This is a genomic window from Kitasatospora sp. NPDC004723 (genome assembly GCF_040609255.1).
Lineage (GTDB): Bacteria > Actinomycetota > Actinomycetes > Streptomycetales > Streptomycetaceae > Kitasatospora.
Map to the genome: position 1 here is coordinate 1 of NZ_JBEXJT010000054.1, position 24,412 is coordinate 24,412.

General features: G+C 74.3%; 22 protein-coding genes, 1 pseudogene and 1 riboswitch. Of the genes and pseudogenes, 8 read left to right on the top strand and 15 right to left on the bottom strand.

Annotated elements, in window-relative coordinates; genetic code table 11:
- Positions 1-322: 322 nt before the first annotated feature.
- Genes ABZW10_RS33445 through cbiE form a run of 4 tightly spaced genes read right to left on the bottom strand, consistent with a single transcriptional unit; the run spans position 323 to position 3,669 of the window.
- The gene (locus tag ABZW10_RS33445) at positions 323-853 is read right to left on the bottom strand and encodes a DinB family protein (protein WP_355373685.1); all 531 of its coding nucleotides are present in this window, start codon (positions 851-853) and stop codon (positions 323-325) included.
- Between the two features lie 41 nt (positions 854-894).
- On the bottom strand, positions 895-1,635 hold the full coding sequence (locus ABZW10_RS33450) for a cobalt-precorrin-6A reductase (RefSeq protein WP_355373688.1): 741 nt from the start codon (positions 1,633-1,635) through the stop codon (positions 895-897).
- 16 nt (positions 1,636-1,651) lie between these two features.
- Positions 1,652-2,413, bottom strand: coding sequence for a precorrin-4 C(11)-methyltransferase (cobM, locus tag ABZW10_RS33455; RefSeq protein ID WP_355373691.1), 762 nt, complete (start codon positions 2,411-2,413; stop codon positions 1,652-1,654).
- Positions 2,410-3,669: a precorrin-6y C5,15-methyltransferase (decarboxylating) subunit CbiE gene (cbiE, locus tag ABZW10_RS33460; RefSeq protein ID WP_355373693.1), complete on the bottom strand. Its 1,260-nt coding sequence runs from the start codon at positions 3,667-3,669 to the stop codon at positions 2,410-2,412. The genes cobM and cbiE overlap by 4 nt, the downstream gene beginning before the upstream one ends.
- Before the next feature lie 211 nt (positions 3,670-3,880).
- Here cbiE and ABZW10_RS33465 point away from each other — a divergent pair, with 211 nt between their 5' ends.
- Positions 3,881-5,341: a catalase gene (locus ABZW10_RS33465; protein ID WP_355373696.1), complete on the top strand. Its 1,461-nt coding sequence runs from the start codon at positions 3,881-3,883 to the stop codon at positions 5,339-5,341.
- 76 nt (positions 5,342-5,417) lie between these two features.
- Here the strand turns inward: ABZW10_RS33465 and ABZW10_RS33470 are convergent, their stop codons facing one another.
- Positions 5,418-5,843, bottom strand: coding sequence for a gamma-glutamylcyclotransferase family protein (locus ABZW10_RS33470; protein ID WP_355373699.1), 426 nt, complete (start codon positions 5,841-5,843; stop codon positions 5,418-5,420).
- A 223-nt stretch (positions 5,844-6,066) separates the two neighbouring features.
- Between ABZW10_RS33470 and ABZW10_RS33475 the strand changes: the two genes are divergently transcribed.
- Positions 6,067-6,966 carry an EamA family transporter gene (locus ABZW10_RS33475; protein WP_355373795.1) on the top strand — a complete coding sequence of 300 codons (900 nt, stop codon included), beginning with the start codon at positions 6,067-6,069 and terminating at the stop codon, positions 6,964-6,966.
- Here ABZW10_RS33475 and ABZW10_RS33480 read toward each other — a convergent pair.
- A complete protein-coding gene (locus tag ABZW10_RS33480) occupies positions 6,920-7,516 on the bottom strand; it encodes a dihydrofolate reductase family protein (protein ID WP_355373702.1) in 597 nt (198 codons plus the stop codon). The genes ABZW10_RS33475 and ABZW10_RS33480 overlap by 47 nt on opposite strands.
- Before the next feature lie 149 nt (positions 7,517-7,665).
- Between ABZW10_RS33480 and ABZW10_RS33485 the strand changes: the two genes are divergently transcribed.
- Positions 7,666-8,241, top strand: coding sequence for a TetR family transcriptional regulator (locus ABZW10_RS33485; RefSeq protein ID WP_355373704.1), 576 nt, complete (start codon positions 7,666-7,668; stop codon positions 8,239-8,241).
- Here the strand turns inward: ABZW10_RS33485 and ABZW10_RS33490 are convergent, their stop codons facing one another.
- The gene (locus ABZW10_RS33490; RefSeq protein WP_355373707.1) at positions 8,242-8,799 is read right to left on the bottom strand and encodes an AAA family ATPase; all 558 of its coding nucleotides are present in this window, start codon (positions 8,797-8,799) and stop codon (positions 8,242-8,244) included.
- A 17-nt stretch (positions 8,800-8,816) separates the two neighbouring features.
- A complete protein-coding gene (locus ABZW10_RS33495) occupies positions 8,817-9,449 on the bottom strand; it encodes an AAA family ATPase (protein WP_355373710.1) in 633 nt (210 codons plus the stop codon).
- A 200-nt stretch (positions 9,450-9,649) separates the two neighbouring features.
- Here ABZW10_RS33495 and ABZW10_RS33500 point away from each other — a divergent pair, with 200 nt between their 5' ends.
- A complete protein-coding gene (locus tag ABZW10_RS33500) occupies positions 9,650-10,984 on the top strand; it encodes an MFS transporter (protein WP_355373713.1) in 1,335 nt (444 codons plus the stop codon).
- Between the two features lie 43 nt (positions 10,985-11,027).
- On the opposite strand, the gene ABZW10_RS33505 is transcribed toward ABZW10_RS33500, so the two are convergent.
- On the bottom strand, positions 11,028-11,591 hold the full coding sequence (locus tag ABZW10_RS33505; RefSeq protein WP_355373716.1) for an EF-hand domain-containing protein: 564 nt from the start codon (positions 11,589-11,591) through the stop codon (positions 11,028-11,030).
- Positions 11,592-11,818: 227 nt separating this feature from the next.
- On the opposite strand from ABZW10_RS33505, the pseudogene ABZW10_RS33510 reads away from it, so the two are divergent.
- The 3 genes and pseudogenes from ABZW10_RS33510 to ABZW10_RS33520 all read left to right on the top strand — a co-directional run.
- Positions 11,819-12,104: pseudogene (locus tag ABZW10_RS33510) on the top strand (hypothetical protein); the annotation flags it as partial.
- 163 nt (positions 12,105-12,267) lie between these two features.
- Positions 12,268-12,486 (top strand): ferredoxin, encoded by a 219-nt coding sequence (locus tag ABZW10_RS33515; RefSeq protein ID WP_355373719.1) that lies wholly within the window; start codon positions 12,268-12,270, stop codon positions 12,484-12,486.
- Positions 12,487-12,576: 90 nt separating this feature from the next.
- Positions 12,577-13,782, top strand: coding sequence for a cytochrome P450 (locus ABZW10_RS33520; protein WP_355373722.1), 1,206 nt, complete (start codon positions 12,577-12,579; stop codon positions 13,780-13,782).
- Positions 13,783-13,829: 47 nt separating this feature from the next.
- Here the strand turns inward: ABZW10_RS33520 and ABZW10_RS33525 are convergent, their stop codons facing one another.
- The 4 genes from ABZW10_RS33525 to ABZW10_RS33540 form a co-directional block, all read right to left on the bottom strand.
- Positions 13,830-15,584 carry an ABC transporter ATP-binding protein gene (locus ABZW10_RS33525; RefSeq protein ID WP_355373725.1) on the bottom strand — a complete coding sequence of 585 codons (1,755 nt, stop codon included), beginning with the start codon at positions 15,582-15,584 and terminating at the stop codon, positions 13,830-13,832.
- A 32-nt stretch (positions 15,585-15,616) separates the two neighbouring features.
- A complete protein-coding gene (locus tag ABZW10_RS33530) occupies positions 15,617-16,609 on the bottom strand; it encodes an ABC transporter permease (RefSeq protein WP_355373728.1) in 993 nt (330 codons plus the stop codon).
- Positions 16,610-16,706: 97 nt separating this feature from the next.
- A complete protein-coding gene (locus ABZW10_RS33535) occupies positions 16,707-18,458 on the bottom strand; it encodes an ABC transporter substrate-binding protein (protein WP_355373730.1) in 1,752 nt (583 codons plus the stop codon).
- Between the two features lie 79 nt (positions 18,459-18,537).
- Positions 18,538-19,518 carry an ABC transporter permease gene (locus ABZW10_RS33540; protein ID WP_355373733.1) on the bottom strand — a complete coding sequence of 327 codons (981 nt, stop codon included), beginning with the start codon at positions 19,516-19,518 and terminating at the stop codon, positions 18,538-18,540.
- Positions 19,519-19,834: 316 nt separating this feature from the next.
- A riboswitch (ZMP/ZTP riboswitch) is annotated at positions 19,835-19,931 on the top strand.
- 21 nt (positions 19,932-19,952) lie between these two features.
- On the opposite strand from ABZW10_RS33540, the gene ABZW10_RS33545 reads away from it, so the two are divergent.
- Complete coding sequence (locus ABZW10_RS33545) at positions 19,953-21,410, top strand: glycine hydroxymethyltransferase (RefSeq protein ID WP_355373736.1); 1,458 nt, start codon at positions 19,953-19,955, stop codon at positions 21,408-21,410.
- A gap of 40 nt (positions 21,411-21,450) precedes the next feature.
- Here ABZW10_RS33545 and ABZW10_RS33550 read toward each other — a convergent pair whose 3' ends face one another.
- Complete coding sequence (locus tag ABZW10_RS33550) at positions 21,451-23,601, bottom strand: hypothetical protein (protein WP_355373739.1); 2,151 nt, start codon at positions 23,599-23,601, stop codon at positions 21,451-21,453.
- A complete protein-coding gene (locus ABZW10_RS33555) occupies positions 23,598-24,368 on the bottom strand; it encodes a hypothetical protein (protein WP_355373742.1) in 771 nt (256 codons plus the stop codon). Before ABZW10_RS33555 ends, ABZW10_RS33550 begins: the two co-directional genes overlap by 4 nt.
- Positions 24,369-24,412 lie beyond the last annotated feature (44 nt).

A 24,412-nucleotide genomic window follows, 5' to 3' on the forward strand; every position in this document is an offset into this window, starting at 1 on the left:
GTGTCTCCTCTCACGTCGGCGTCCGAATCAATCCTAGCGGCGCCCCTATCTACACTTCCCCCCAATTCTTTTCGGTACCCGGCCCCCGGGGGCCGGGCCCCCCCCCGCCCCCCCACGGCCGGGCAGCGTGAACGGGCTCACGGCCAGGTCGAACTCCCGTCCCGCGACGGCGGGCTCTGGTCTGCCGCCGGGCGGCGTGAAGTCGTGCCCGCCCATCCAGAGGCCCGGCACGATCTCGTTCCACGGCTCCTTGTGGGCCGGGGGTGCCGCTTCCCTTCTGCCGGGTTCTCATCGTCCGGAGCCTTCCGCCGTGGTGCGGCTGCTACTCGCCGGTGCGGCCGTCGAGGTGTTCGCGGAGGAGGTCGGCGTGGCCGTTGTGGCGGGCGTACTCCTCGATCATGTGGGTGAGGATCCAGCGCAGGGACCAGCTCTGCCCGCCGTCGGGGCGCAGGTACCCGAGGACGTCCAGCGACGGGGCGGCGGCGACGAGTTCCCGGGCGTGGGCGCACTCGCGGCGCCAGATGCCGAAGGCCTCGTCCGGGTCGGCCTCGTCGGCGTCGAACTCGGCGAAGCTGCCGTCCGGGTGCTTCCAGAAGCCGGGGCGGGCCTCGTCGTTGAGGGCGTTGCGGAACCAGCTGCGCTCGACCTCGGCGAGGTGGCGGGTCAGGCCGAGCAGGGAGAGCGTCGAGGAGGACAGCGGGCGGGCGCGGAGCTGGGCGGTGGTCAGCCCGGCGCACTTCATCGCGAAGGTGTCGCGCTGGAAGTCCAGGAAGGCGGTCAGGGTGGCACGTTCGTCGCCGGCCGAGGGGGGCTCGGTGCGGGCGGCGTCGGCGAGGTCGTAGGCATCCGTCATCGGGCCATGGTGGCAGGGCGGACACCGGCCCGGCACGGGAATCAACGGTCCGCCAGCCACGCCAGGGCGGCCTCGACGCTCTCCGCGACCGGGACGCCGGCCGGAGCCGGCGGGCGGTCCACGACCACCACGGGCAGACCGAGTTCGCGGGCCGCGGTGAGCTTGGGCGCGGTGGCCGCGCCGCCGCTGTCCTTGGTGACCACGACGTCGATCCGGTGCTCGCGCAGCACCGCCCGCTCGCCGTCCAGGGTGAACGGGCCGCGGTCGAGCAGGACGTCCAGCGAGGCGGGCAGCGGCGGCTCGGGCGGATCGACCGAGCGGGCGACGAAGTGCAGGCCGTCCAGGTGGGCGAAGGCGCCGATGCCCTGCCGGCCGCTGGTGAGCAGCACCCGCCGGCCGAGGGACGGCAGCAGGTGCGCCGCCGCGGCGAGCGAGGGGACGCGGTGCCAGCGGTCGCCCGGCACCGGCGCCCAGCCGGGGCGGCGCAGGGCGAGCAGCGGTACGCCGGTCGCCGCGGCGGCCTCGGCGGCGTTGCGGGACATCGCGGCGGCGAACGGGTGAGTGGCGTCCACCAGCGCGTCCGCCCGTTGGGCGCGCAGCCAGGCGGCGAGGCCGTCGGGGCCGCCGAAGCCGCCGATCCGCACCTCTCCGGCGGGCAGCCGGGGCTCGGCGACCCGCCCGGCGAGCGAGCTGGTGACTCGCACGGCGGGCCGCCCGGCCGCCAGCGCGGCGGCGAGGGCACGGGCCTCGGTGGTGCCGCCGAGGAGGAGGACGTGCGTCATCGGGCGATTCCCCCGCTCACGCGCCGCAGGGCTCGTGCGGGCGCTCGCGGTCCGCGGAGTAGAGGTGGCTGTCGCGGAACTGCCCGGCGCCGAGCGTGCGCCCGACGAGGATCACCGCGGTGCGGACCACGCCCGCCGCCTTCACCTGTCCGGCGATGTCACCGACGGTGCCGCGCAGCACCAGCTCGTCCGGCCGGCTGGCCATCGCGACCACGGCGGCCGGGCAGTCGGCCCCGTAGTGCGGCAGCAGCTGCTCGACCACGTCGTCCACGTACCCGGCGGCCAGGTGCAGCACCAGCAGGGCGCCGCTGCGGCCGAGGGTGGCGAGGTCCTCGCCCGGCGGCATCGGGGTGGCACGCTTGGCGATCCGGGTGAGGATGACGGTCTGGCCCACCGTCGGCACGGTCAGTTCGCGCTTGAGCGCCGCCGCCGCGGCGGCGAAGGCCGGCACGCCGGGCACCACCTCGTACGGCACCCCGGCCGCGTCGAGCCGGCGCATCTGCTCGGCGACGGCGCTGAACACCGACGGGTCGCCGGAGTGCAGCCGGGCGACGTCCTGTCCGGCGGCGTGCGCGCGGACCAGCTCGTCGGTGATCGCGTCGAGGGTGAGGTTGGCGGTGTCGACCAGCCGGGCGCCCGGCGGGCACTCGGCGAGCAGCTCGCGCGGCACCAGGCTGCCGGCGTACAGGCAGACCTCGGCGCGGGCGAGGATCCGCTGGCCGCGCAGGGTGATGAGGTCGGCGGCGCCGGGGCCGGCCCCGATGAAGTGGACGGTCACGGGGCGTTCTCCTCGGAGGTGGGGGGCGCGGGCGTGGTGGCGGGCTTGACGACGGACCACTGGGTGACCGGCATCGCCTGGCGCCAGCCGGTGAAGCCGCCGACCGGGACGGCGTGCGCCACGGCGAGCCGCAGCAGCTCCCCGCCGTGCCGCCGGTACCGGTCGGTGAGCAGTGCCTCCGACTCCAGGGTCACCGTGTTGGCGACCAGCCGGCCGCCGGGCGCCAGCGCCGCCCAGCAGGCGTCCAGCAGACCGGGCGCGGTGAGCCCGCCGCCGATGAACACCGCGTCGGGCGCGGCCAGCCCGGCCAGCGCCCGCGGGGCGGCGCCGGTGACCACCCGCAGCCGGGGCACGCCGAGCGCGGCGGCGTTGCGGGCGATCCGCTCGGCCCGCACCGGGTCGCGTTCCACGGTGACGGCCCGGTTGTCGCGGTGGGCCCGCAGCCACTCGATCGCGATCGAGCCGGAGCCGCCGCCGACGTCCCAGAGCAGTTCGCCGGGGACGGGCGCCAGGGTGGCCAGGGTGGCGGCGCGTACGTGCCGCTTGGTCAGCTGGCCGTCGCTCTCGTAGGCGCCGTCGGGCAGGCCGGGGACGACGGGGGTGCGCGGGCCGTCGGCGGGGAGCTCGACGGCGATCACGTTGAGCGGGTCGCCGGGCGGGTGCGGCCAGCCGTCGGCGGGGCCGTCGAGGCGCCGTTCGCCGGGGCCGCCGAGCTGTTCGAGGACGTGCAGCCGGGCGGCGCCGTGGCCGCTCGCGGCGAGCAGCCCGGCGACGGCGGCCGGGGTGGCGGCGCCCGCGCTGAGCACGAGCAGCCGGCGCCCGGGGTTGAGGGCGAGCCGCAGGGTGTCGAGCGGGCGGCCGACCAGGCTGACCACCTCGGTGGCCTCCAGCGGCCAGCCGAGCCGGGCGCAGGCGTACGCGACGGAGGAGGGGTGCGGCAGGACGCGCAGCCGCTCGGGGCCGGCGGTCTCGGCGAGGGTGCGGCCGATGCCGTAGAACATCGGGTCGCCGCTGGCCAGTACGGCGAGCGGGCGTCCGGCGTAGCGGTCGAGCAGTCCGGCCACGGCCGGGCGCAGCGGGGACGGCCACGGCACCCGTTCGGCGGCCACCTCGTCCGCGGGCAGCAGGTCGAGCTGCCGGGGGCCGCCGATCACGGCGCCGGCCGCCCGCAGCGCGGCGCGGGCGGTGCCGGCGAGCCCGGGCCAGCCGTCGGCCCCGATCCCGACGACGGTGATCGGGGGTGGCTGCTGGGGCACCGGTGGGCTCCTCGGGGCGGGTCGGCGGTGGGTCGTCGCCGGGTCGTCGCCGGCTCGGCGGCTGATCGCCGGCGGGCCGGGGACCAGGGTGTGGGCAGCCTACCTGGCGGTATCCGGCGGCCGGTGAGCCAGGGTGCGGGCCCGGTCGCAGCGGGTTAGCGTCGTGCCGGGAACACCTCCGGGGGGACCTCAGCACGCAACGGAGGACAGCATGTCCGAGTCAGCGGTCCCGTACACCACCAACAACGCCGGCGTCCCGGTGCCGAGCGACGACAACTCGCTCACGGTGGGCAGGGACGGCCCGATCCTGCTCCACGACCACTACCTGATCGAGAAGATGGCCCAGTTCAACCGGGAGCGGGTGCCGGAGCGGGTGGTGCACGCCAAGGGAGCCGGGGCGTACGGCGTCTTCGAGACGACGGAGGACGTCAGCCGGTTCACCAGGGCGACCCTGTTCCAGCCGGGCCGGCGGACCGAGATGCTGGCCCGTTTCTCGACCGTGGCGGGCGAGCAGGGCAGCCCGGACACCTGGCGCGACCCGCGCGGCTTCGCGCTGAAGTTCTACACCGAGGACGGCAACTACGACCTGGTCGGCAACAACACGCCGGTCTTCTTCGTCCGCGACACCATCAAGTTCCAGGACTTCATCCGCTCGCAGAAGCGCCGCCCGGACAACGGTCTGCGCGACAACGACATGCAGTGGGACTTCTGGACGCTCTCGCCGGAGTCCGCGCACATGGTCACCTGGCTGATGGGCGACCGGGGCATCCCGAAGTCGTACCGGCACATGAACGGGTACGGCTCGCACACCTATCTGTGGGTCAACGGGGGCGGCGAGCGGTTCTGGGTGAAGTACCACTTCAAGACCGACCAGGGCATCGACTTCCTCACCCAGGCGGACGCCGACCGGCTGGCCGGCTCGGACCCCGACCTGCACCGGCAGGACCTCTGGGAGGCCATCGAGGGCGGCAACCCGCCGTCCTGGACGCTGTACGTGCAGGTCATGCCGTTCGACGAGGCGCCCGACTACCGCTTCAACCCCTTCGACCTGACCAAGGTCTGGCCGCACGGCGACTACCCGCTGATCCGGGTCGGGACGATGACGCTGAACCGCAACCCGGAGGACTACTTCGTCCACATCGAGCAGGCCGCCTTCGAGCCGGCCAACCTGGTGCCGGGCATCAGCGTCTCGCCGGACAAGATGCTGCTCGGCCGGATCTTCTCCTACCCGGACACCCACCGGTACCGGATCGGCCCCAACTACGCGCAGCTGCCGCCGAACCGCCCGCACGTGCCGGCGCACTCCTACGCCAAGGACGGGCCGATGCGCTTCGACCCGGCGCGGACGGCGAGGCCCTACGCGCCCAACTCCTACGGCGGGCCGGCCGCGGACCCCCGGCGCTACGACGACCCGTCGGCCGGCTGGCACAGCTCGGGCGACATGGTGCGCGAGGCGTACTCGCTGCACAGGGAGGACGACGACTGGGGGCAGGCGGGCACCATGGTGCGCAAGGTGCTGGACGACGCGCAGCGCGACCGGCTGGTCTCCAACATCGTCGGGCACCTCCAGGGCGGGGTGAGCGATCCGGTGCTGGAGCGGGCGGTGCAGTACTGGCGCAATGTCGACAAGGCGCTGGGCGACCGGATCGCCAAGGGCGTCGGCAAGGCCTGACGGCGCCCTGCCGTCCTCCGCCGCTCCCGCCGCCGGGGGCGCGGGTCCGCCGGGCCCGCGCCCCCGGGCCGCGTTCTCAGCGCCGGCGCCAGTCGCCGGAGGCGATCAGCGCCGGGCGGGCGCGCAGCCGGGCGGCGGCGGCCGGTCCGGCCAGGTACACCCACGCGTCGGCCGTCGCGCCGTCCGCCGTCCGGACGGTGAGCCGCTCGCGCACGTACGCGCCGAGGCCGTCCGGCCGGCAGTCCTCCAGCCGGTCCAGCGCCGCGAGCGCCCGCGGGTAGGCGGCCGGGTGGACGGTGACCAGCTCGCCGCTGATCCGCCGCCCCGGCGCCGGGTCCGGTACGGCGTAGGGGAACCCGGGCCCTTCGTGCAGCGCCGCGCCCTCCAGCACCGCCGCCCGCACCTCGGCGCACCGGCCGGCGAGGAAGGCGGCGTGGTTGCGCTCCCCGGTGAGCAGGGTGCCGTAGACGAAGAAGGGCAGGGCGGCGGGTGCGGCGGGCACGGGGGTTCCTCCTCGAACGGGGGGCCGGTGGAAACGTCGATGGTGCCCGTTCGGTGATACCCACTGGCGCGCGGGGTGCCCGATGCGGTGTCATGGCGGGTACACCTGCCAGCACCGTCCAAGGGGGACACCCGTGACAGCTCCCGCCGAGCGCGGACCGGCCGCGCCCGCGGACGCCGCGCCCGCCGGCCCCGCTCCCGCCGCGGCGCGGCTCGGGGCGGGCGTGTGGGTGGCGCTGGCCGTCGTCTACGTGGTGTGGGGCTCGACGTACCTGGCGATCCGGATCACGGTCGAGACGATGCCGTCCTTCCTCTCCGCCGCCGCGCGCTTCCTGACCGCCGGACTGCTGCTCGCCGGGTTCGTCGCCGTCCGCCACGGCCGGTCCGGCCTGCGGGTGGACCGGCGGCAGCTGGGCTCCTCGGCCCTGGTCGGCGGCCTGCTGCTGACCGGCGGCAACGGTCTGGTGGTGCTCGGCGAGACCTGGGTCCCCTCGGGCCTGGCCGCGCTGCTGGTCGCCGCCGTACCGCTGTGGATGGTGCTGCTGACGGCGGCGGGCGGGGACCGGCCGAAGCCGGCCGAGCTGGCCGGCGTGCTGCTCGGACTGGTCGGCCTGGCCGTGCTGTCCGCCCCCGCGGTCGGCGGGGACATCGCGCCCGCCGGGGTGGTCGCGATCCTCTGCGGCACCCTCACCTGGGCGTTCGGCTCCTTCGCGTCCAAGCGCATCCGGATGCCCGCCGACGTCCTCGCCGCCAGCGCCTACCAGATGCTGGCCGGCGGGCTCGGCAACGCGCTGATCGGACTGGCCCGCGGGGAGCAGCACGGTCTGCACCCCGGCGACATCTCCACCCGCTCCTGGCTGGCGCTGGGCTTCCTGGTGGTGTTCGGCTCGCTGGTCGCCTTCACCGCGTATGCCTGGCTGCTGCGCTCGGCCCCGCTCACCCTGGTCGCCACCTACGCCTATGTGAACCCGGTGGTGGCCGTGCTGCTGGGCCGGCTGGTGCTGGCCGAGCCGCTGACCGGCCCCACCCTGCTGGGTGGGGCGATCGTGGTCGCGGGCGTCTGCCTGGTGGTGAGCGTCAGCCGGCTGTCGGCGCGCCCGTCCGCCCGAAGGTCCGCACGGTGACCCCGTTGGGGAAGACCCGGGAGTCCGTGAGGGTGAAGGTGTGCGGGGCGAAGCCCGCGCGGAACAGCGGCACCCCGGCGCCGATCGCCACCGGGGACTGCTTGACGATCAGCTCGTCGATCTCCGGCAGCAGCCGGCCGGCCAGCTCGCCGCCGCCGCAGAGCCAGATGCCGAGGCCGTCCTGCCGCTTGAGCTCCCGCACCACGTCCAGCGGGTCGGCCGCGGTGACCTCCACGGCGGGGTCGGGGCTCTCGCCCAGGCCGCGCGAGAAGACGATCTGCCGCAGGTGGGCGTAGGGGCTGGTGAGGCCCACGGCCAGCCCCGGCTCGTAGGTGCCGCGGCCCATGACCACGGTGTCGAAGCGCCGGTTGGGCGCCTCGGCGATCCCCAGCGCGGCCCGGCCGGGGGTCGGCACCGTCTCCGGGTACTCGGTGCACAGGTGGGAGAGGAATTCCCCGCCGACGTACGGCATGAGGAACTGGTAGTCGCCGTCCGGGGCGGCGATGAAGCCGTCGACGGTGGTGCCGACGTAGTACGTGAGCTTTCGCATCCATGTCCTTTGTTCGGATCGACTTCGGTCGGACCGACTTCGGTCGGACCGACTCCGTTCGGACCGACTCCGTTCGGATCGATCAACCACGACAGTTATAGTACTTCGTCTGTAGTGGTTGCAAGAGATTTTCTGAGGGAGCTTCAGCGATGGCCCAGAACCCCGCCCGCCGTGCCGCGCTCACCGACGCGGCCGTCGACGTCCTCGCCGAGCAGGGGGCGCGCGGACTCACCTTCCGCGCCGTGGACCTGCGGGCGGGCGTCCCGGCCGGTACCGCGTCCAACTACTTCACCGGCCGCGAGGACCTGCTCGACCAGACCGCCCGGCACGTGCACCACCGGCTCACCCCCGACCCGGTGATCATCGGCGAGCTGCTGCGCGCGCCCCGTGACCGGGCCCTGGTCACCGCCCTGATGCACGACCTGGTGCGGCGCATCGACGCCGACCGCTCCGGCTACCTCGCGCTGCTGGAACTGCGCCTGGAGGCCACCCGCCGCCCGGACGTGCGCGCCCGGCTCACCGCCACCGTCCGCGAGCAGCTGGACGCCAACATCGCCTACCACCTGGACGAGGGCCTGCCCGGCGACCGCGAGACCGTCGTCGTCCTCTACCTCGCGATGACCGGCCTGCTCGTCGAGCACCTCACCCTGCCCGGCGTGCTCGGTCCCGACGCCCTCCCGGCCCTGGTCGACACCCTGGTCGCCCGCACCGTCCCGGAGGCCTGATCAGACCTCCGGGAGCATCTCCCGCACCGCCACCTCGACCAGGTCCGCCCGCGCGGACACCGCCGCCGCCGGAACCTCGATCAGCCGGTAGCCACGTGCCCGGTAGACCTCCTCGTGCAGCCGCTCGAAGGCGAGCGCGTCCGCGAGCGAGATCCGGCGGGCGGCGGTCCGCTCGACGAAGCCGAGCCCGCGGACGAAGAACACCTCGCGCCGGTAGGTGGCCTCGGCCCCGATCCGGTCCAGTTCCGCGGTGAGCGCGGGCGAGGCGGGGCGGCCGAGGAAGATCCTGAGCGCCTCGGTGCAGACCGGGGAGCGGTCGTGGAACCGGACCGCCCCGGCCGCGGCCGACGGCCCCGCCGCGGCGCGGGCCCGCTGCACGTCCGCCACCTCGTCGACGAAGCCGGCCCGCTCCCACGGCGCCGCCTCCCCGGCGGCCTGCCGCCGGGCGATCACGTCGGTCGCGGCCTCCCGCACGACGTCGTGGCCGCGCCGCGCCAACTCCTCCAGGAGCGTGGTCTTCCCGGACCCCGGGGTGCCGGTGAGGATGAACCGTCGCACGGTGTGTCGCCGTCCTCTCAGACGAAGCGGATGTGGCGCGCGCCGACGGCGGCGCGGCGCAGCCGGGCGCGCAGCGGGCCGTCGGTGTCGGCGGCGAGCGCCAGGCCGGCGGAGGCGGCGAGGCGGCCGGCAACCTCGGAGACGGTCAGCCGGTCGGTCCGCACGTGCTCGCCGAACGCGGGGCCGCTCAGCCGCTCCAGGCAGTGGTCCAGCCGGGTGACCGCGAAGGACTCCCGGCGCAGCGGCGCCTCCTTGCCGGCGATCAGCTGGACGGCCCGGCCGCCGCCGCGCTCGCGCAGCCGCCGCAGCACCACCTCGCGCTCCGCGAGCAGCGCGAAGTGCCGTACGTCGTGGCCGCGTTCGCGCAGCCGGCCGACCGTCTCGGCGAAGTGCCCGGGCTCGGTGACCGTCATCGGGACGATCACCGTGCCCCGGTGGCCGGCGAGCGTGCGATCCAGCACCTCGAACACGCCCTGGCGCCAGGCCGGCAGGTCCCGGAAGTCGCCGCGCAGCGGCTTCGGGGTCATCCGGTGCAGACCGAAGCCGACCTCCTCCGGGTCGCAGACGACACTGCCGGGCAGCCGGCGCAGCAACTCGTGCGCGACCTGCGTCTTGCCGCCGCCGAACGGGCCGTTGATCCACAGGAGCATGCCCGCCAGCCTACGCGGGCGGCCTCGGTCCGCGGGGCCGGACCAGGTGGCGAGCAGGGTGCTCAGGGTGGCGCCCGCCGCGCACGCCCCGGCCCCGGTCCGGGATCCGCCGCGTGCCCGCGCCGGAGCGGATCATTCGACTACCATCCGTCGGGTGCCCGGCCCGGAGGGGGAGCCGGCGCCGGGACCGGGGGAGCGGTATGACGAGCACGCGGACGGCGACGGCCACCGGGGCGGGACCCGCGGCCGCCCCGCCACCGGCCCTGTGGCGGCAGCGGAACTTCGCCGCCCTCTGGTCCGCCCACACCGTCAGTCAGTTCGGCACCCAGCTGAGCCTCTTCGTCCTGCCCGTCCTCGCGCTCGCCACCGTCGGCGCGACCCCCGGCCAGCTCGGCCTGGTCTCGGCGGCCGAGACCCTGCCCTTCCTGCTGGTCGGCCTGCCCGCCGGCGCGCTGCTCGACCGCTGGGACCGGCGGCGGGTGATGGTGGCCGCGGACGCGGGCCGGGCGGTCGCGCTCGGCGTCGTCCCGCTCGGCCACGCGCTGGACGTGCTGAGCGTGCCGCTGCTCTGCGCGGTCGCCTTCGTCACCGGCCTGTTCACCGTCTTCTTCGACATCGCCGACCAGGCCTTCCTGCCCGAGGTCGTCGGCCGCCGCCAGGTCGCGGACGCCAACGGCCGCCTGGAGTTCTCCCGTTCGGCCGCCGAACTCGCCGGACCGGGCCTGTCCGGCCTGCTGCTCCAGTGGGTGACGGCCCCGCTGGTCCTGCTCGCCGACGCGGCCAGCTACCTCGTCTCGGCGCTGCTCCTCGGCGCGATCCGCCCCCCGAGGCCGGTCGCCGCCCCGGTCGCCGCCCCGGCCGCCGGGGCGGACCCGCGACCGCCCGCGGCGCCGGAACGGATGCGCACCCGGATCGCCGAGGGCCTGCGGTTCGTGCTGCGCCACCGCGCCCTGCGCTCGCTCGCCCTGGCCACCGCCGTCGCCAACCTGGCCGGGCTCGGCGGCGCGCTCAGCGCCCTGCTGCCCGCCTTCGCCCTGCGGGACCTCGGGCTCTCGCCCGGCCGGCTCGGCCTCGCGCTGATGCTCGGCAACGCCTGCGCCCTGCTCGGCGCGCTGTTCACCGCCCGGCTGGTCCGGGTGCTGGGCCTGGGCCGGCTGCTGCTGGCCTCCCGGTTCCTGCCCTGCCTCGGCGTGCTGCTGCTCGCCACGGCCGAGCCGGGCCGGGCCGTCCCCACCCTGGCGGCGGCGGCCGGGCTGATGGCCTGTGGCATCACCGCCTACAACATCGCCCAGGTGAGCCTGCGGCAGGCGGTGACCCCGGCGGCGCTGCAGGCCCGGATGAACGCCTCGGTGCGCTTCGTCATCTGGGGCACCCTGCCGCTGGGCGCTGCCGCCGGGGGTCTGCTCGGGTCGGCGGTCGGTACGCGTCCGGCGCTCTGGGTGGTCGCCGGGGTGGCGCTGCTCTCCCTGCTGCCGCTGCTGCTGACCCGCGAGGTGCGCGCGCTGCGCGACTTCCCGGACGACGTGGAGGAGTGACGGCCGGTCGGCCGGGGCGGGCCGCCCCGCCGGGTGAGGCCGGTCAGCCGAGGTAGGGCGGGCGGCCGGCCCACCAGTGGCCGGGGGCCTGCGGGGCGCGGCTGGTCCAGAACTCGATCAGGCCGGAGACGAACTCCTCGGCGGAGAGCGTGCCGTCGCCGTCCAGGTCGAGCCGGTGGAACGCCTCGTCCGCGTCGTCGCGGGAGAGCGCGGAGAAGTGGCCGCGCTGGAAGACGAAGAACTCGCCCGCGTCGACCGTCCCGCTGCCGTCCACGTCGGCGATGGCCAGGAAGGCCTCGGCGAGCGCCCCGAACACGGTCCGCGCGGCCACCGGGTCGTCGGCGAGCGCGCGGGTGGAGGCGACGAACTGCCGGCGGCTGATCGCGGTGGTCCCGATCGGCAGGTGGGAGACGTGCAGGTCCCGCCAGATGGCGAGGTAGGCGGCGACGATCCGCTGCTCGGCGCGCGAGCCCTCGGCGTGGCCCAGCGAGCGGGCCACCGCATGGCCCATCAGCACGTGGTCGTGCTCGGTCAGCAGGCCGTCCCCGTCGGCGTCGAGGTGGTCGAAGCCGTGGTTGATCCTCGCGAGCAGCAGTTCCTCGGACACGTCTCCCCCGGCTGGTCGTTCCCGGCAATCACAACGGAGTTCAGGCGCAACGGTCGGACGCAGCACGCTAACCCGCCGGGTGCCGGGCGCGCAGCCGAAGCCGCGAAGTGGCCGGCGCAGGGCCGGCGCAGGGCCGGCGGCGCCGGGGCCCGCCGGCTGACCGGCCGGCCGGTCGGCCCGCCGGGTTGCTCGCCCGGGAGACCGGGCGGGACATCCGGACGGCGCTGGTCCGGCCGGAACTGGTCGAGGTCGCCTTCGACGGCCTCCAGCGCAGCCCCCGCTGCCCCGCCGGGCCGGCCCTGCGGGGCAGCCCCGGTTACCCCGCAGGGCAGCCCCCGCTACCCCGGCGGGCCGGTCCTGCGATTCGCCCGGGTGGTGCGCCACCGGCCGGACAAGAGCGCCGCCGAGGACGAAACGGTTTCCTCCGTACGGGAGTTGGCCACCACTGAAGGCTTGTGGGGCCGTCCGTGCGGCCGGGTCCGCCGACCCGTCCGGCGAAGTGCCGCGAGTTGAAACGCAGTGCGCGGCAAAGGAGTTCACGCACAGGGGCCGAATCGGCCATTCTCGATCCGGCCACCGGACCCCTCCGTGAACGGACCGGCGATGGCTAGGTTGACCGTGACAACGAGAGGCGGCCGCCGGGCAGTCGGCGCCGCCCTGGCGAAAGGTGCCCGACATGCAGGTGAGTGTCGACCGGGACCGTTGCTGCAGCTCCGGCATGTGCGTGACGAACGCCCCCGCGGTCTTCGACCAGGACGACCGGGACAGTCTCGTGAGGCTTCGTCGGACCGTCTTGCTGCCCGAGCAGTTCGACGACGTGAGACTCGCCTCCGAGCTCTGCCCGGGCCGGGCGATCACCGTCACCGGGGACGAGCCCGCGCGGACCGGGGCCTGACGGCCCCCGCCGCCGGCCCCGCGGGCCGCCGGGAACCTTCCCGGGCCCCGAACCCCACGAGAACACCCACGACGTGAGGAGACCCCCGCCTTGACCACCGCACCCACCACCCCCGTCCTCCCCCTGCCGGCCCGGCACTCCGGCGGCTGCCCGTTCGGCCCGCCGTCCGCGTACTCCGAGGCCGCCGCCACCGGGCCGGTGACCAGGGCCGAGCTGCCCGACGGCGACCTCTGCTGGCTGGTCACCGGCTTCGCCGAGGTCCGCACCGTGCTGTCCGACCGCCGGTTCAGTGCCGACATACGCCACCCGGCCTTCCCGCTGCTGGTCGCCGGAGCTCGCGAGCTGATCACCGACAATCCGGACTTCCTGCGGCTCGACGACCCCGAGCACGCCCGCCAGCGCCGCATGCTCACCGGGGAGTTCCTGGTCAAGCGGGTGGAGGCGCTGCGCCCGGAGATCCAGCGGATCGTGGACGAGGCACTGGACCGGATGACCGCGGGCCGGACCACGGCCGACCTGGTCACCGACTTCGCGCTGCCGGTGCCCTCGCTGGTGATCTGCCTGCTGCTCGGCGTGCCGTACGAGGACCACGACCGCTTCCAGCGCCTGAGCCGCACGATGCTCAACCAGGAGAGCACCGTGGAGCAGCTCCGGGAGGCCCAGGAGGAGGTCCGGGACTACCTGCGTGACCTGACGGCCCGCAAGCGCGCACAGCCGGAGGACGACGTCCTGAGCCGACTCGCGGCGCGGGACGACCTGACCCCGGACGACGTGGCCGGCATGGGCGTGCTGCTGCTGATCGCCGGGCACGAGACGACCGCGAACATGATCTCGCTGTCGACCGCGCTGCTGCTGGAGCACCCCGAGCAGATCCCCGGCCTGGCCGACCCGGCCACCCTGCCGGGCGCGGTGGAGGAGCTGTTGCGGCTGCTGACCATCGTGCACACCGGCCTGCCCCGGGTGGCGCTGGAGGACGTGGAGCTGGGCGGCGTCACCGTCCGGGCCGGGGAGGGCGTGATGGCGATGCTCTCCACCGCCAACCGGGACGAGGCGGTGTTCGGCGGCGCCGGCCATCGGGCGACGGACGAGCTGGACCTGGACCGGGACGCCCGGCGGCAACTGGCCTTCGGCTTCGGCGTGCACCAGTGCCTGGGCCAGCCGCTGGCCCGCGCCGAACTCCAGATCGCCCTGGAGACGCTGTTCCGCCGGCTGCCGGGGCTGCGGCCGGCCGGCGAGCGCGAGTTCCGTACCGAGTCGTTCATCTATGGGATGCGGTCACTGCCCGTGACCTGGTGAGCGGGGCCCGAGGGAGAACTCCCACCGGAGTACCGGACAGCTCCTGGCTAGTGCGCGGCGGCGAGCAGCTCCCGGGTGTAGTCGGTGTGCGGCGCGGCGAAGAGCCGGTCGCGGTCGGTGGACTCGACCAGGCGGCCGCGGTGCATCACGGCGACGCGGTCGCAGAAGTGGCGCACCACCGCGAGGTCGTGGGAGACGAACAGGAAGGCGACGCCGAGGCGTTCGCGCAGCTCCATCAGCAGGTTGAGCACCTGCGCCTGGACCGAGACGTCCAGAGCGGAGACCGGTTCGTCGGCGATGATCAGCCGCGGTTCGGGGGCGAGCGCCCGGGCGATGCCGATCCGCTGGCGCTGGCCGCCGGAGAACTCGTGCGGGTAGCGGTCCAGGTGGGCGGCCGGCAGGCCGACCTGCTCCAGCAGTTCGGCGGAGCGGGCGCGCCGCTGCCCGGCGTCCAGCGCGGTGTGCAGCCGCAGCGGGGTGTCCAGGGTCTGGGCGACGGTGCGGCGCGGGTTGAGCGAGGCGTACGGGTCCTGGAAGACCAGCTGGACCTCCTTGGCGAGCCGTCGCCGCAGCGCGCGGTCGGGGGCGGTGGCGTCGACGCCGTCGTAGCGGACGGTGCCGGCGGTGGCGGCCTGGAGGCCGGCCAGCACCCGGGAGGTGGTGGACTTGCCGGAGCCGGACTCGCCGACCAGGCCGAGCGTCTCGCCGGGGGCGATGCGCAGGCTGACGCCCTCGACCGCGCGCACCGGTGCGGGCCGCCCGCGCCCCGGCAGGGCCAGGCCGCGGCGGCGGCCGGGGAAGTGCACGGCGAGGTCCTCGACCTCGACCAGCCAGTGGCGGTCCGGCGCGGGCGGCGCGCCGGCCACCGCGTCGGACGGCCCGGTGCGGGCGGCGGTCCGGGGCGCGGGCGACGGGTCGTCGACGGTCGGCAGCGGCGTGCCCGGGACCGAGTCCAGGGTGAGCGCGGCGCCCACCAGAGCCCGGGTGTACGACTCGCGGGGCGCGGCCAGCAGGGTGGCGGTCGGCGCGCTCTCCACCGGCCGGCCGCCGCGCAGCACCAGGGTGCGGTCCGTGGTGCCGGCGACCACCCCGAGGTCGTGGCTGACCAGCAGCACCGCGGTGCCGTGCTCGCGCTGCAGCTCGCCCAGCAGGTCCAGCACCTGGCGCTGGACGCGGGCGTCGAGCGCGGTGGTCGGCTCGTCGGCGATCAGCACGTCGGGGTCGTTCATCAGCGCCATCGCGATCATCACGCGCTGGCGCATGCCGCCGGAGAACTGGTGCGGGTAGTCGCGGACCCGGGCGGCCGGGATGCCGACCCGGTCGAGCATCGCCGCCGCCCGCCGGCGGGCCTCGGCCCGGCCCGCGTCGGGGTGGTGCAGCCGGTACATCTCGGCGAGCTGCGCGTCGACGCCGTGGAAGGGGCTGAGCGAGGTCAGCGCGTCCTGGAAGACCAGCGCCACCCGCCCGCCGCGCACCCGTCGCAGCACCGGCTCCCCGGCGCCCACCAGCTCCTGCCCGGCCAGCCGGATCGAGCCGGTGACGGTGGTGGTGCGGGGGTCGTGCAGGCCGAGCACGGCGAGCCCGGTGGCGGACTTGCCGGAGCCGGACTCGCCGACCAGGCCGAGCACCTCGCCGCGGGCGAGGTCGAAGGAGAGCCCGCGCACGGCGGCGACGGGCGCGCCGCCGCGCGGGTCGGCGAAGGTGACGGACAGGTCCCGGACGCTGAGCACCGCCGGCTCGGCGTGCTGGTCGGCGTGCTGCTCGGCGCGGTGCCCGGGGGCGGCGGCGGGGGAGGGGTTCACGGTGGGGCTCCAGAAGGGGGCGGCGGGGACGGTCAGCCGAGGCGGATGCGCGGGTCGAGCCAGGCCACCGCGAGGTCGGCCAGCGCGACGAACAGCACGACGAAGCAGGCGGCCAGCAGGACGGCGCCGACCACGGCCGGCAGGTCCTGCCCTTCGACGGCCTCCAGGGCGAAGCGGCCCACGCCGTTCAGCCCGAACACCGTCTCGGTGATCACCGCGCCGCCGAGCAGGGCGCCCGCCTCCAGGCCGAGCAGCTGCACCAGCGGTCCGGCGGCGCCGCGCGAGGTGTACTTGAGGTGGGTGCGCAGCCGGCCGAGGCCCTTGCCGCGGGCGGTGCGCACGTACTCCTCGTTCATCGTCTCCAGCAGCTGGGAGCGCGTGAGCCGGGCGAACACCGCCGAGTTGACGAAGCCGAGGACGATCCAGGGCAGCAGCAGACCGCCCGCCCAGGCGACGGGGTCGGTGGCCGGCGGGGTGTAGGAGGGCAGCGGCAGCAGTCCGGTGGTGTAGACGAGCCCCCACTGCGCGACGTAGCCGAGGAAGTAGATCTGCACGCTGGCGCCGACCAGCGTGAAGCCGGACAGCAGCTTGTCGGTGCGGGTGCCGTGCCGCAGCGCGGCGACGAAGCCGGTGCCGAGCCCGAACAGCACCAGCACGGCCAGCGCGCCCGCCGCCAGCGAGACGGTCACCGGCAGGTGGTCGGCCAGCGCCTCGGTGACCGGCTGGTGCAGCCGGTAGGAGTAGCCGAGGCAGGGCGCGTCGCAGTGGCGGGTGGAGCCGTCGACGTCCTGGACGTCCCGGCCGGCGACGATCCCGGTGAGGTAGTCGGTGTACTGGGCGAGCAGCGGCTGGTCCAGGCCCATGCTCGTGCGGACCGCCGCGACCTGGCCGGTGTCGCAGCGCGGGCCGCAGGCGGCGCGCGCGGGGTCGGCGGGGCCGGCGTAGAAGAGGGCGAAGGCGGCGGCGGAGACGGCGGCCAGGACGGCGAGCGCCTGGAGGATCCGCCGCAGGGCGAAGGAGAGCATGGTGGCCGGTCCGGGGTCGGGGGGCGTCGGGGTGGTGGTCCCGCCGCGCGCTCCTCGGGGGAGGCGCGCGGCGGGACCGTCCGGGGACTTCGGGGCGTCAGGACTTCAGGTAGAGCCAGGCGAGGCTGACCGACCCGTAGATCGGGTGGATGAACGAGCCGCCGACGTTGGCACCGTGCAGCTGGTCGACGTTCGGGTAGACCCACGGCAGCACCGGCAGGTCCTTCATCACCGTCTGCTCCAGGGCGTACAGCTCCTTGGCCTTGGCGTGCGGCTCGCCGATCTGGTTGATCCGGTCGATCTCCTTGTCCACCTCGCCGTTGCGGTAGCGGGCGGAGTTGAGGTCGGCGTTGGCACGGCCGTCGAAGGAGAACGGGATCAGGGTGGAGGGCGTCGGCCAGTCGACCGAGCTGGTCTCCTCCCACAGGTCGTACGGGGAGTCGGCGCGGTGCGCCTCGTCCAGCAGGGCCTTGGCGTCGACCGGCTTGGGCACGACCGTGATGCCGGCCTTGGCGAAGCCGTCGACCAGCACCTGGGCGACCCGCTGCCCGTCGGGCGTGTTGGCGTACGCGTAGGTGAGCGGCGCGGGCGGCTGCTTGGCCTTGGCCAGCGCGGCCTTGGCGGCCTCCGGGTCGCCCTCCGGCTTCGCCGGGTTCAGGTCGTACTTCTGCCAGTCGACCAGGGCGGGCGAGCTGAGCGTGCTGGCGAACTCGCCGACCCGGCTGCCGCCCTGGACCTGGCGGGCCTGCTGGCGCGGGTAGGCGAGGTTGAGGGCCCGGCGGACCTCGACGTCGTTCACCCGCTCGTTGTTGACCATGAGGTAGGTGACGAAGGCGCCCCGCCGGCCGGAGGTGACCAGTTCCTTGGCCTTCGGGTCGGTGTCCACGGTCTGGTACAGCTCGGGGGAGAGCGGGGTGGAGACCGTGGTGGCGTCGGCGCCGCCGTCGCGACCGGAGAGGATCTCCTGGTTGATGTTGAGCGCCTCCTTGCCGAAGCTGAAGACGAACTTCTCCGGGTACTGGTGGCGGATCGGGTCGGTCTCCGCCTTCCAGTTCGGGTTGCGCTCCAGCACCAGCCGGGTGTTCTGGACGTGCTCGACGATCCGGTACGGGCCGGTGGCGAACGGCTGGCGGTCGTAGTCGACGCCGGTGTCCTTGTCCTTGCGCACGGGCGAGGAGGAGGACTGCGCGGCCATGTACGGCACGTCGGCCTGCGGCTGCGGGAAGTGGAAGACGACGGTGCGCTCGTCCGGCGTCTCGATCGCGGCGAGGTCGCCGTCCTGCGGGCCGCCGTACTTCTTGCGGGCGTCGTCGTAGCTGGCCTCGCCGGTGAGCCACTGCGGCCAGTACGGCGGCCCGACCTCGTAGCCCTTGCCGAAGGAGCGCTCGATGCCGTACTTGACCTGCTGGGAGGTGATCGGCTGGCCGTCCTCCCAGGCCACGCCCTCCTTCAGCTTGTACGTCCAGGTGCGGCCGCCGTCGGTGGAGGTGCCGGTGTCGGTGGCGAGGTCGCCGACCAGCTTGGCCTTGCCGTCGACCACCTGGTACTGGGTCAGCTGGCGGCCCCACAGCAGCGAGGTGTTGTAGGCGGCGCCCGCGTACACCTTCTGCGGGTCCAGGTGGCGGAAGTCGGTGGCGTTGTAGACGTTCACCGTGCCGCCCGGGCGGGCGCCGGGGACGGCGGGGGCCGGGCCGGCGCTCTCCTGCTCGGTGCCGAGCGCGGCGGTCAGCGGCGAGCTGTCCTTGGCGGCGGCGCTCGGGCCGCTGCCGGTGGTGCCCGCGCCGGCCGAGCAGGACGTCGCCAGCAGGGCGGTCGCGACGACGGCGAGGGACGGTCTGATCCAGCGCATGGCGAATCTCTCCTTGCCCCGGGAGCTCCGGGGCGGGTCGGGTGAACGGTGTGAACGAGGGAGGTTTCGGGAGGAGGCCTCAGCGCGCGGCGCGCGGGTCCAGGGCGTCCCGGACGGCGTCGCCGAGCAGGTTGAAGGCGAGCACGAAGGCCAGCAGCGCGAGGCCGGGGAAGAACATGTAGGTCGGGTCGGCCTGGAAGACCTCGGAGCCGCGGGAGATCATCCGGCCCCAGTCCGGGACCGGCTCGTTGACGCCCACGCCGAGGAAGGACAGCACCGCCTCGGAGGCGACGAAGGTCGGCACCGCCATGGTGGCGTGCACCAGCAGCTGCGCCCGGACATTCGGCAGGAGTTCCCGGAAGACGATATGGAATCCGCCGGCGCCGAGCGCCCGGGCGGACTGCACGAAATCCCTTTCGCGGAGCGACCGGACGGCGGCCCGCAGGGAAAGCGCGAGCGGAATCCAGCCGAACGCGGAGAAGACCAGGACGAGCACCAGGAACTGCATCCACTCCGGTTCCGCGGTGCCCGGATCGACCAGCCGGGACTGGATCACCGGGCTGAGCGCGAGCAGCAGGAGCAGCGTCGGAAAGGCCAGCAGGACGTTCGACAGGAAGCCGAAGAGCCGGTCGGTGACCCCGCCGAGGTAGCCCACCGCGACCCCGGCCAGCACCCCGAGGGCGGTGGTCACGGCGGCCGAGGCGAAGGCGATCAGCAGCGAGGTGCGGATGCCGTACAGCAGCTGGGTGAACACGTCGCGCCCGAGGCCGGGCTCCAGGCCGAACCAGTAGTCGCCGGAGATGCCGCCGTTCGGTGCGATCGGCAGGCCGCCGTCGCTGAGCAGGCCCGGAACGTTCTGGCCGTAGTGCTCGGTGGGGTTCTTGCCGTACAGCGCGGCGATCAGCGGGGCCGCCACGGCGATCAGCAGGAAGAACACCACGACGCCGAGCGCGACGGCCCCGGTGCGGTCGCGGCAGACGCGGCGCAGCAGGCTCGTCGGGACGGGCGCCGGGGACGGCGCCGGGGCGTCCGGTGCGGCGACTTGTTCGACCACGGCCATGAGAGGCGTACTCCCCGAATTCTGCGCCCCCTGCGGTCCAGGGGGCGCCGACGTGCATTTCCGAGCGGCCGATCCGGGGGTTTCCCGGAAGGCCGACGGGCGTCATCAGATCGGATCCCGGGGACTTCTCGCAAATCATTCCGAAGGCGTCGCCGGGGTACTTCGAGTACTTTGTTTCGGGAATTGTTGCGGTTTCATTCCGCCGCAATACTGCCGTAGCACTGGACCGGGCATACCGGGGCAAAAGGCGTGTCATGTCCGCCACCGTCCCGTATGGTGAGATCTCCGCCACAGACCGCCCGGCATTGGTACGATTCCGGCGGGCCGCGACTGGCGCGCACGGATGGAATCGACCATCGGGAAGCGGCCCCGTGCCGAACACGACGCAGTTGCCGAGCGCCTGGGCCTCCCGACCTCCCCACCAGGAGACCGCCATGGCCCCGCAGCCGCACACGGCCGCCACCCCCGCCGCCGACACCGCCTTCCGCTCCGCCCTCGACGTGGTCCGCGAGGTCGAACCGCGGATCGCCGACGCCATCGGCCGGGAGATCGACGACCAGCGCGCCTCGCTCAAGCTCATCGCCAGCGAGAACTACGCCTCCCCGGCCGTCCTGCTCGCCATGGGCAACTGGCTCAGCGACAAGTACGCCGAGGGCACCGCCGGCCGCCGCTTCTACGCCGGCTGCCGCAACGTCGACACCGTCGAGACCGTCGCCGCCGAGCACGCCCGCGCCCTGTTCGGCGCCGACCACGCCTACGTCCAGCCGCACTCCGGCATCGACGCCAACCTCACCGCCTTCTGGGCCGTGCTCTCCCAGCGCGTCGAGAGCCCCGCCCTGGAGCGCGCCGAGGTCCGCAACGTCAACGACCTCACCGAGCAGGACTGGGCCGAGCTGCGCCGGGAGCTCGGCAACCAGCGCATGCTCGGCATGTCCCTGGACACCGGCGGCCACCTCACCCACGGCTTCCGCCCCAACATCTCCGGCAAGATGTTCGACCAGCGCAGCTACGGCACCGACCCGGTCACCGGCCTGATCGACTACGACGCGCTGCGCGCCACCGCCCGCGAGTTCCGCCCGCTGATCCTGGTGGCCGGCTACTCCGCCTACCCGCGACTGGTGAACTTCCGCAGGATGCGCGAGATCGCCGACGAGGTCGGCGCCACCCTGATGGTCGACATGGCGCACTTCGCCGGCCTGGTCGCGGGCAAGGTGCTCACCGGTGACTTCGACCCGGTGCCGTACGCCGACATCGTCACCACGACCACCCACAAGTCGCTGCGCGGCCCGCGCGGCGGCGCGGTGCTGTGCACCACCGAACTCGCCGAGCACGTCGACCGCGGCTGCCCGCTGGTGCTCGGCGGCCCGCTCGCGCACGTCATGGCCGCCAAGGCGGTCGCCTTCGCGGAGGCCCGCCGCCCCGAGTTCCGCGCCTACGCCCGCCAGGTCGTCGACAACGCGCAGGCCCTCGCCGAGGGCCTGCTGCGCCGCGGCGGCACGCTCGTCACCGGCGGAACCGACAACCACCTCGTACTCGCCGACGTCTCCGGCCACGGCCTGACCGGCCGCCAGGCCGAGGCCGCGCTGCTCGACTCCGGCGTCGTCACCAACCGCAACTCCGTCCCGCAGGACCCCAACGGCGCCTGGTACACCTCCGGCGTGCGGCTCGGCACCCCGGCGCTCACCACCCGCGGCCTCGGCACCGCCGAGATGGACGAGATCGCCGACCTCATCGACACCGTCCTGCGCGCCACCACCCCGGCCACCACCGCCGCCGGCGCCCCGTCCAAGGCCCAGTACGCCCTGGACCCCGCCGTCGCCGGGGCCGTCGCCAAGCGCGCCGCCGACCTCCTCGCCGACTTCCCCCTCTACCCGGGCGTCGACCTGTCCTGACCCCGACCCGCGGCGTGACGGCCCGCGAGCCGTCACGCCGCTAGGGCATGGCCGAGAGCGCGTCCCACACGTCGTCCCCGACGCTGCTGCCGTCGGGCAGGACCAGTCCCTCGATACTGCGCATCAGATGGACACCCGCGGTCCGCGACGGACGGCCCCGCAACAGGGGCACCGCGCGGTCGAGGACCACTCGGTAGGCCGGAATGTCGCCGGCGGCGGCCTGCAGCCACCTGGCGATCGCCTCCACCGCCTCGGCCTCGAAGGCCGGGTCCGACAGCAGCTCACGCAGTCCGTCGTCCACGGCGGTGCGCACCTCCTGGTTGTCGATGCGGAGCAGCCAGGGCAGCGGGTGGTCCGCCGTGTGCTGATCCGTGGCCAGGGCCAACAGCGCGATCTTTCCGGGCAGCGGAGCCTTGCGTTCGAGCTTCCACAGCACCACCTCGGACAGCAGCAGATCCCGTCCGGATTCTTCGGAGCCCAGCTGTCGATAGGTGTCGTGGACCGCGCGGAGCACCGAGACGTCCTTCGAGGTCGATGCGACCCGGCGAAGCCGGGTGACGGCCTTGCGTCGGGCGGTCGGCGTGCCTTCCGGGTCGGCCAGAACGCGGTCGGCCACGGCCACGACGAGGAGCTGCGTCTCCGCCCGGTGGTCCGCCCAGTCGTAGAGCCTGGCCCAGACGGCCCACTCCATGCGCTCGGTCCGCAGGGCGTGGGACATGACCTCCGCGCACACATCCGGCCGGCCGAGGCCCGAAGCGGCATCGCGGATGTCCGTCAGCACCGCTGGATCCTGGTGCCGGACGGCCAGGGTGGTGAGCGAGGCGATGCCCAGGTCGGAACGACGACTGCCCGGTGGAGCGATCTCCACGAGCCAGCGCAGCAGCACCGGACGCATGTCCTCGTAGTTGTCCCAGACGTAGCCGAGGACGGCGCCGTCGAATCCGGGGCGGTGGAACTCGACGACATCCTGGGAGTTCACCTCGGCCCGAAGGTCGGTGAGCCGCTGGCGCAGCCCCCGGCCCGCGAAGACCTGTCCGAGGTTGGTCGGCGGCGTGGTGCGGTCGGACTCGGCGATCAGCTTCTCCAGCAGCCGCGCGTCCTTGTAGATCACCGCCGCGGGCGCGCGGCGGTGCACCGCGAGCGAGAGCAGGAGGCAGCGGTCCTCCAGCGAGAGCGTCCGTCCGGCGCCGCCCCCGGCGAAGGTCTCGTCCAACTCGGCGCGCCAGTCCCCGAGAGCGTTCTCGATCCGCTGCCGAAGGTCGGCGTCGAGAGCGCTGCCCGGTGGCCGTCCGGTGTCGACCGGGCGGCTCGTCACGACGGCACGGGCCTCCAGCGGCCGGTCATGTCGGTACTCCCGCCACTGGCCGATGACCGAGGAAGCGGCCTGGACGGCCTGGACGGCGTCCCGGACCGCCGACACCTGCCTTCGGGCGGTCGGCGTCCGGACGTACTCGGTGAGCCAGGGATGCCCGGATGCGGCGAGCGCCTTCTCCACCACGACCTGGGAGTCCGGTGGCGACCGGAGTTCGATGACCTGGACACCCGGCGCCGACCAGGCCCAATGGCTCGCCCACAGGTCGGCGGCCACGGTGAGGACCCAGATCGACCTGTCGGACCTCAGCTTCTCGACCTTCTTCGCCAGATCCGTCAGAAACGCCTGGGAGGGCCGGTCCTTCTCCGGGTTCTTGAGATTGAGTTGATAGGCGTGGAAGGGTTCGAGGTGGAGCTTCTCGACCTGGGGACGAGGCCAGTCCGGTTCGAGCTGGACGAGCGTCATCCGCCCCGGCGTCCGGGCGGCCAGCAACTGGTGGGCGAAGGTGGTCGAACCGAAACCCCGCGGCGACACGACGATGATCACCCGGACGTCGGGGTCGGCGAGGGCGGCCCATCCCTGATCCCATGCGCCGTTCCAGCCGGCCGGGCGCGCGAAGGTGCGGGAGCCGAGGATCTCCCCCCGGTCGAGCTGCCTGGCCCACAGCAGGTCCCGCCGGACTTCCTGGACCACGGTGCCGATGTGCCAGGCGGCGACACCGGCGTTGCCGACGTTGAACGTCCGGCCGCCACCGGGCGCGCTCGCCGTGGCGGCGGCCGGGGCGTCCGCCTGACCGGGGCCCGGCGCGGGGCCGCGCTGTTCCGTCCGCTTCGGTGCGGGCAGGAAGGCCAGCAGGTCTTCCAGGTCGTCCTCTGTCATGCGAAGTTGATGTCTCCGACGGTCATGGTTCCGATCGAGTTCACGGCCGTGCCGACGTTCCCGGCGATGTGGAACGTGCCTCCCGCGGAGGGCGGAGCGGGAGTCACGGGCGCGGGATCCGGCTCCGGCTCGCCGGCCGTGAGGAGGGCGGGGGAGAGCCGGGGGACGTGCACCCACGCCGTGCGGCTGAACTGCTTCTGCCGCACCGTGGCGGACACTTCGAGGAAGTCCCGCTCGGACAGGTGGACGGTACGGCGGGCCGCGACGACCCGGCGGTACACCTCGTCCGAGAGGATCGCCGCCGTGAACGACTCGTGCACGGCCGCGACTTCGGCGGCTGCCCGGACCGCGTCGCTGTCGACCAGCCGACAGGCGTCGTTGATCGCGTCGCCCCGGTAGTCGGCGGACAGCGGCCCCAGGTGGACGCTCACCCTGGTGCGGAGCGCGGGAACCGAGGCACGACGCTGCCAGTGGTGCCGGTGCAGCGCCTCCTCCAGCAGCGCGATGCCCGGATCCACGAGCTGTGCCACTCGGGCGGCCGGCACGATCTTGATCCACCCGTCGCCCGTGTCGCGGGCGGTGGTCCGGTCCGCCCACTCGTCGGACAGGCCGCTCCGGTCGAACGACTCCGCGAGCGCGTCGTCGAGCGCGGACCGCAGCTTCGGCATCTCGGTCTCGTGGATCTTGCTGTAGCCGACGATGTCGACCACGAAGAGCGCGACGTCGGGTGGAAGATCGCGAGGGTTCGCGGCGCTCTGCTGGGACATGGCGGTGTTCCGTTTGGGTCGGAGGTCCGGGTCACTCGGTGACC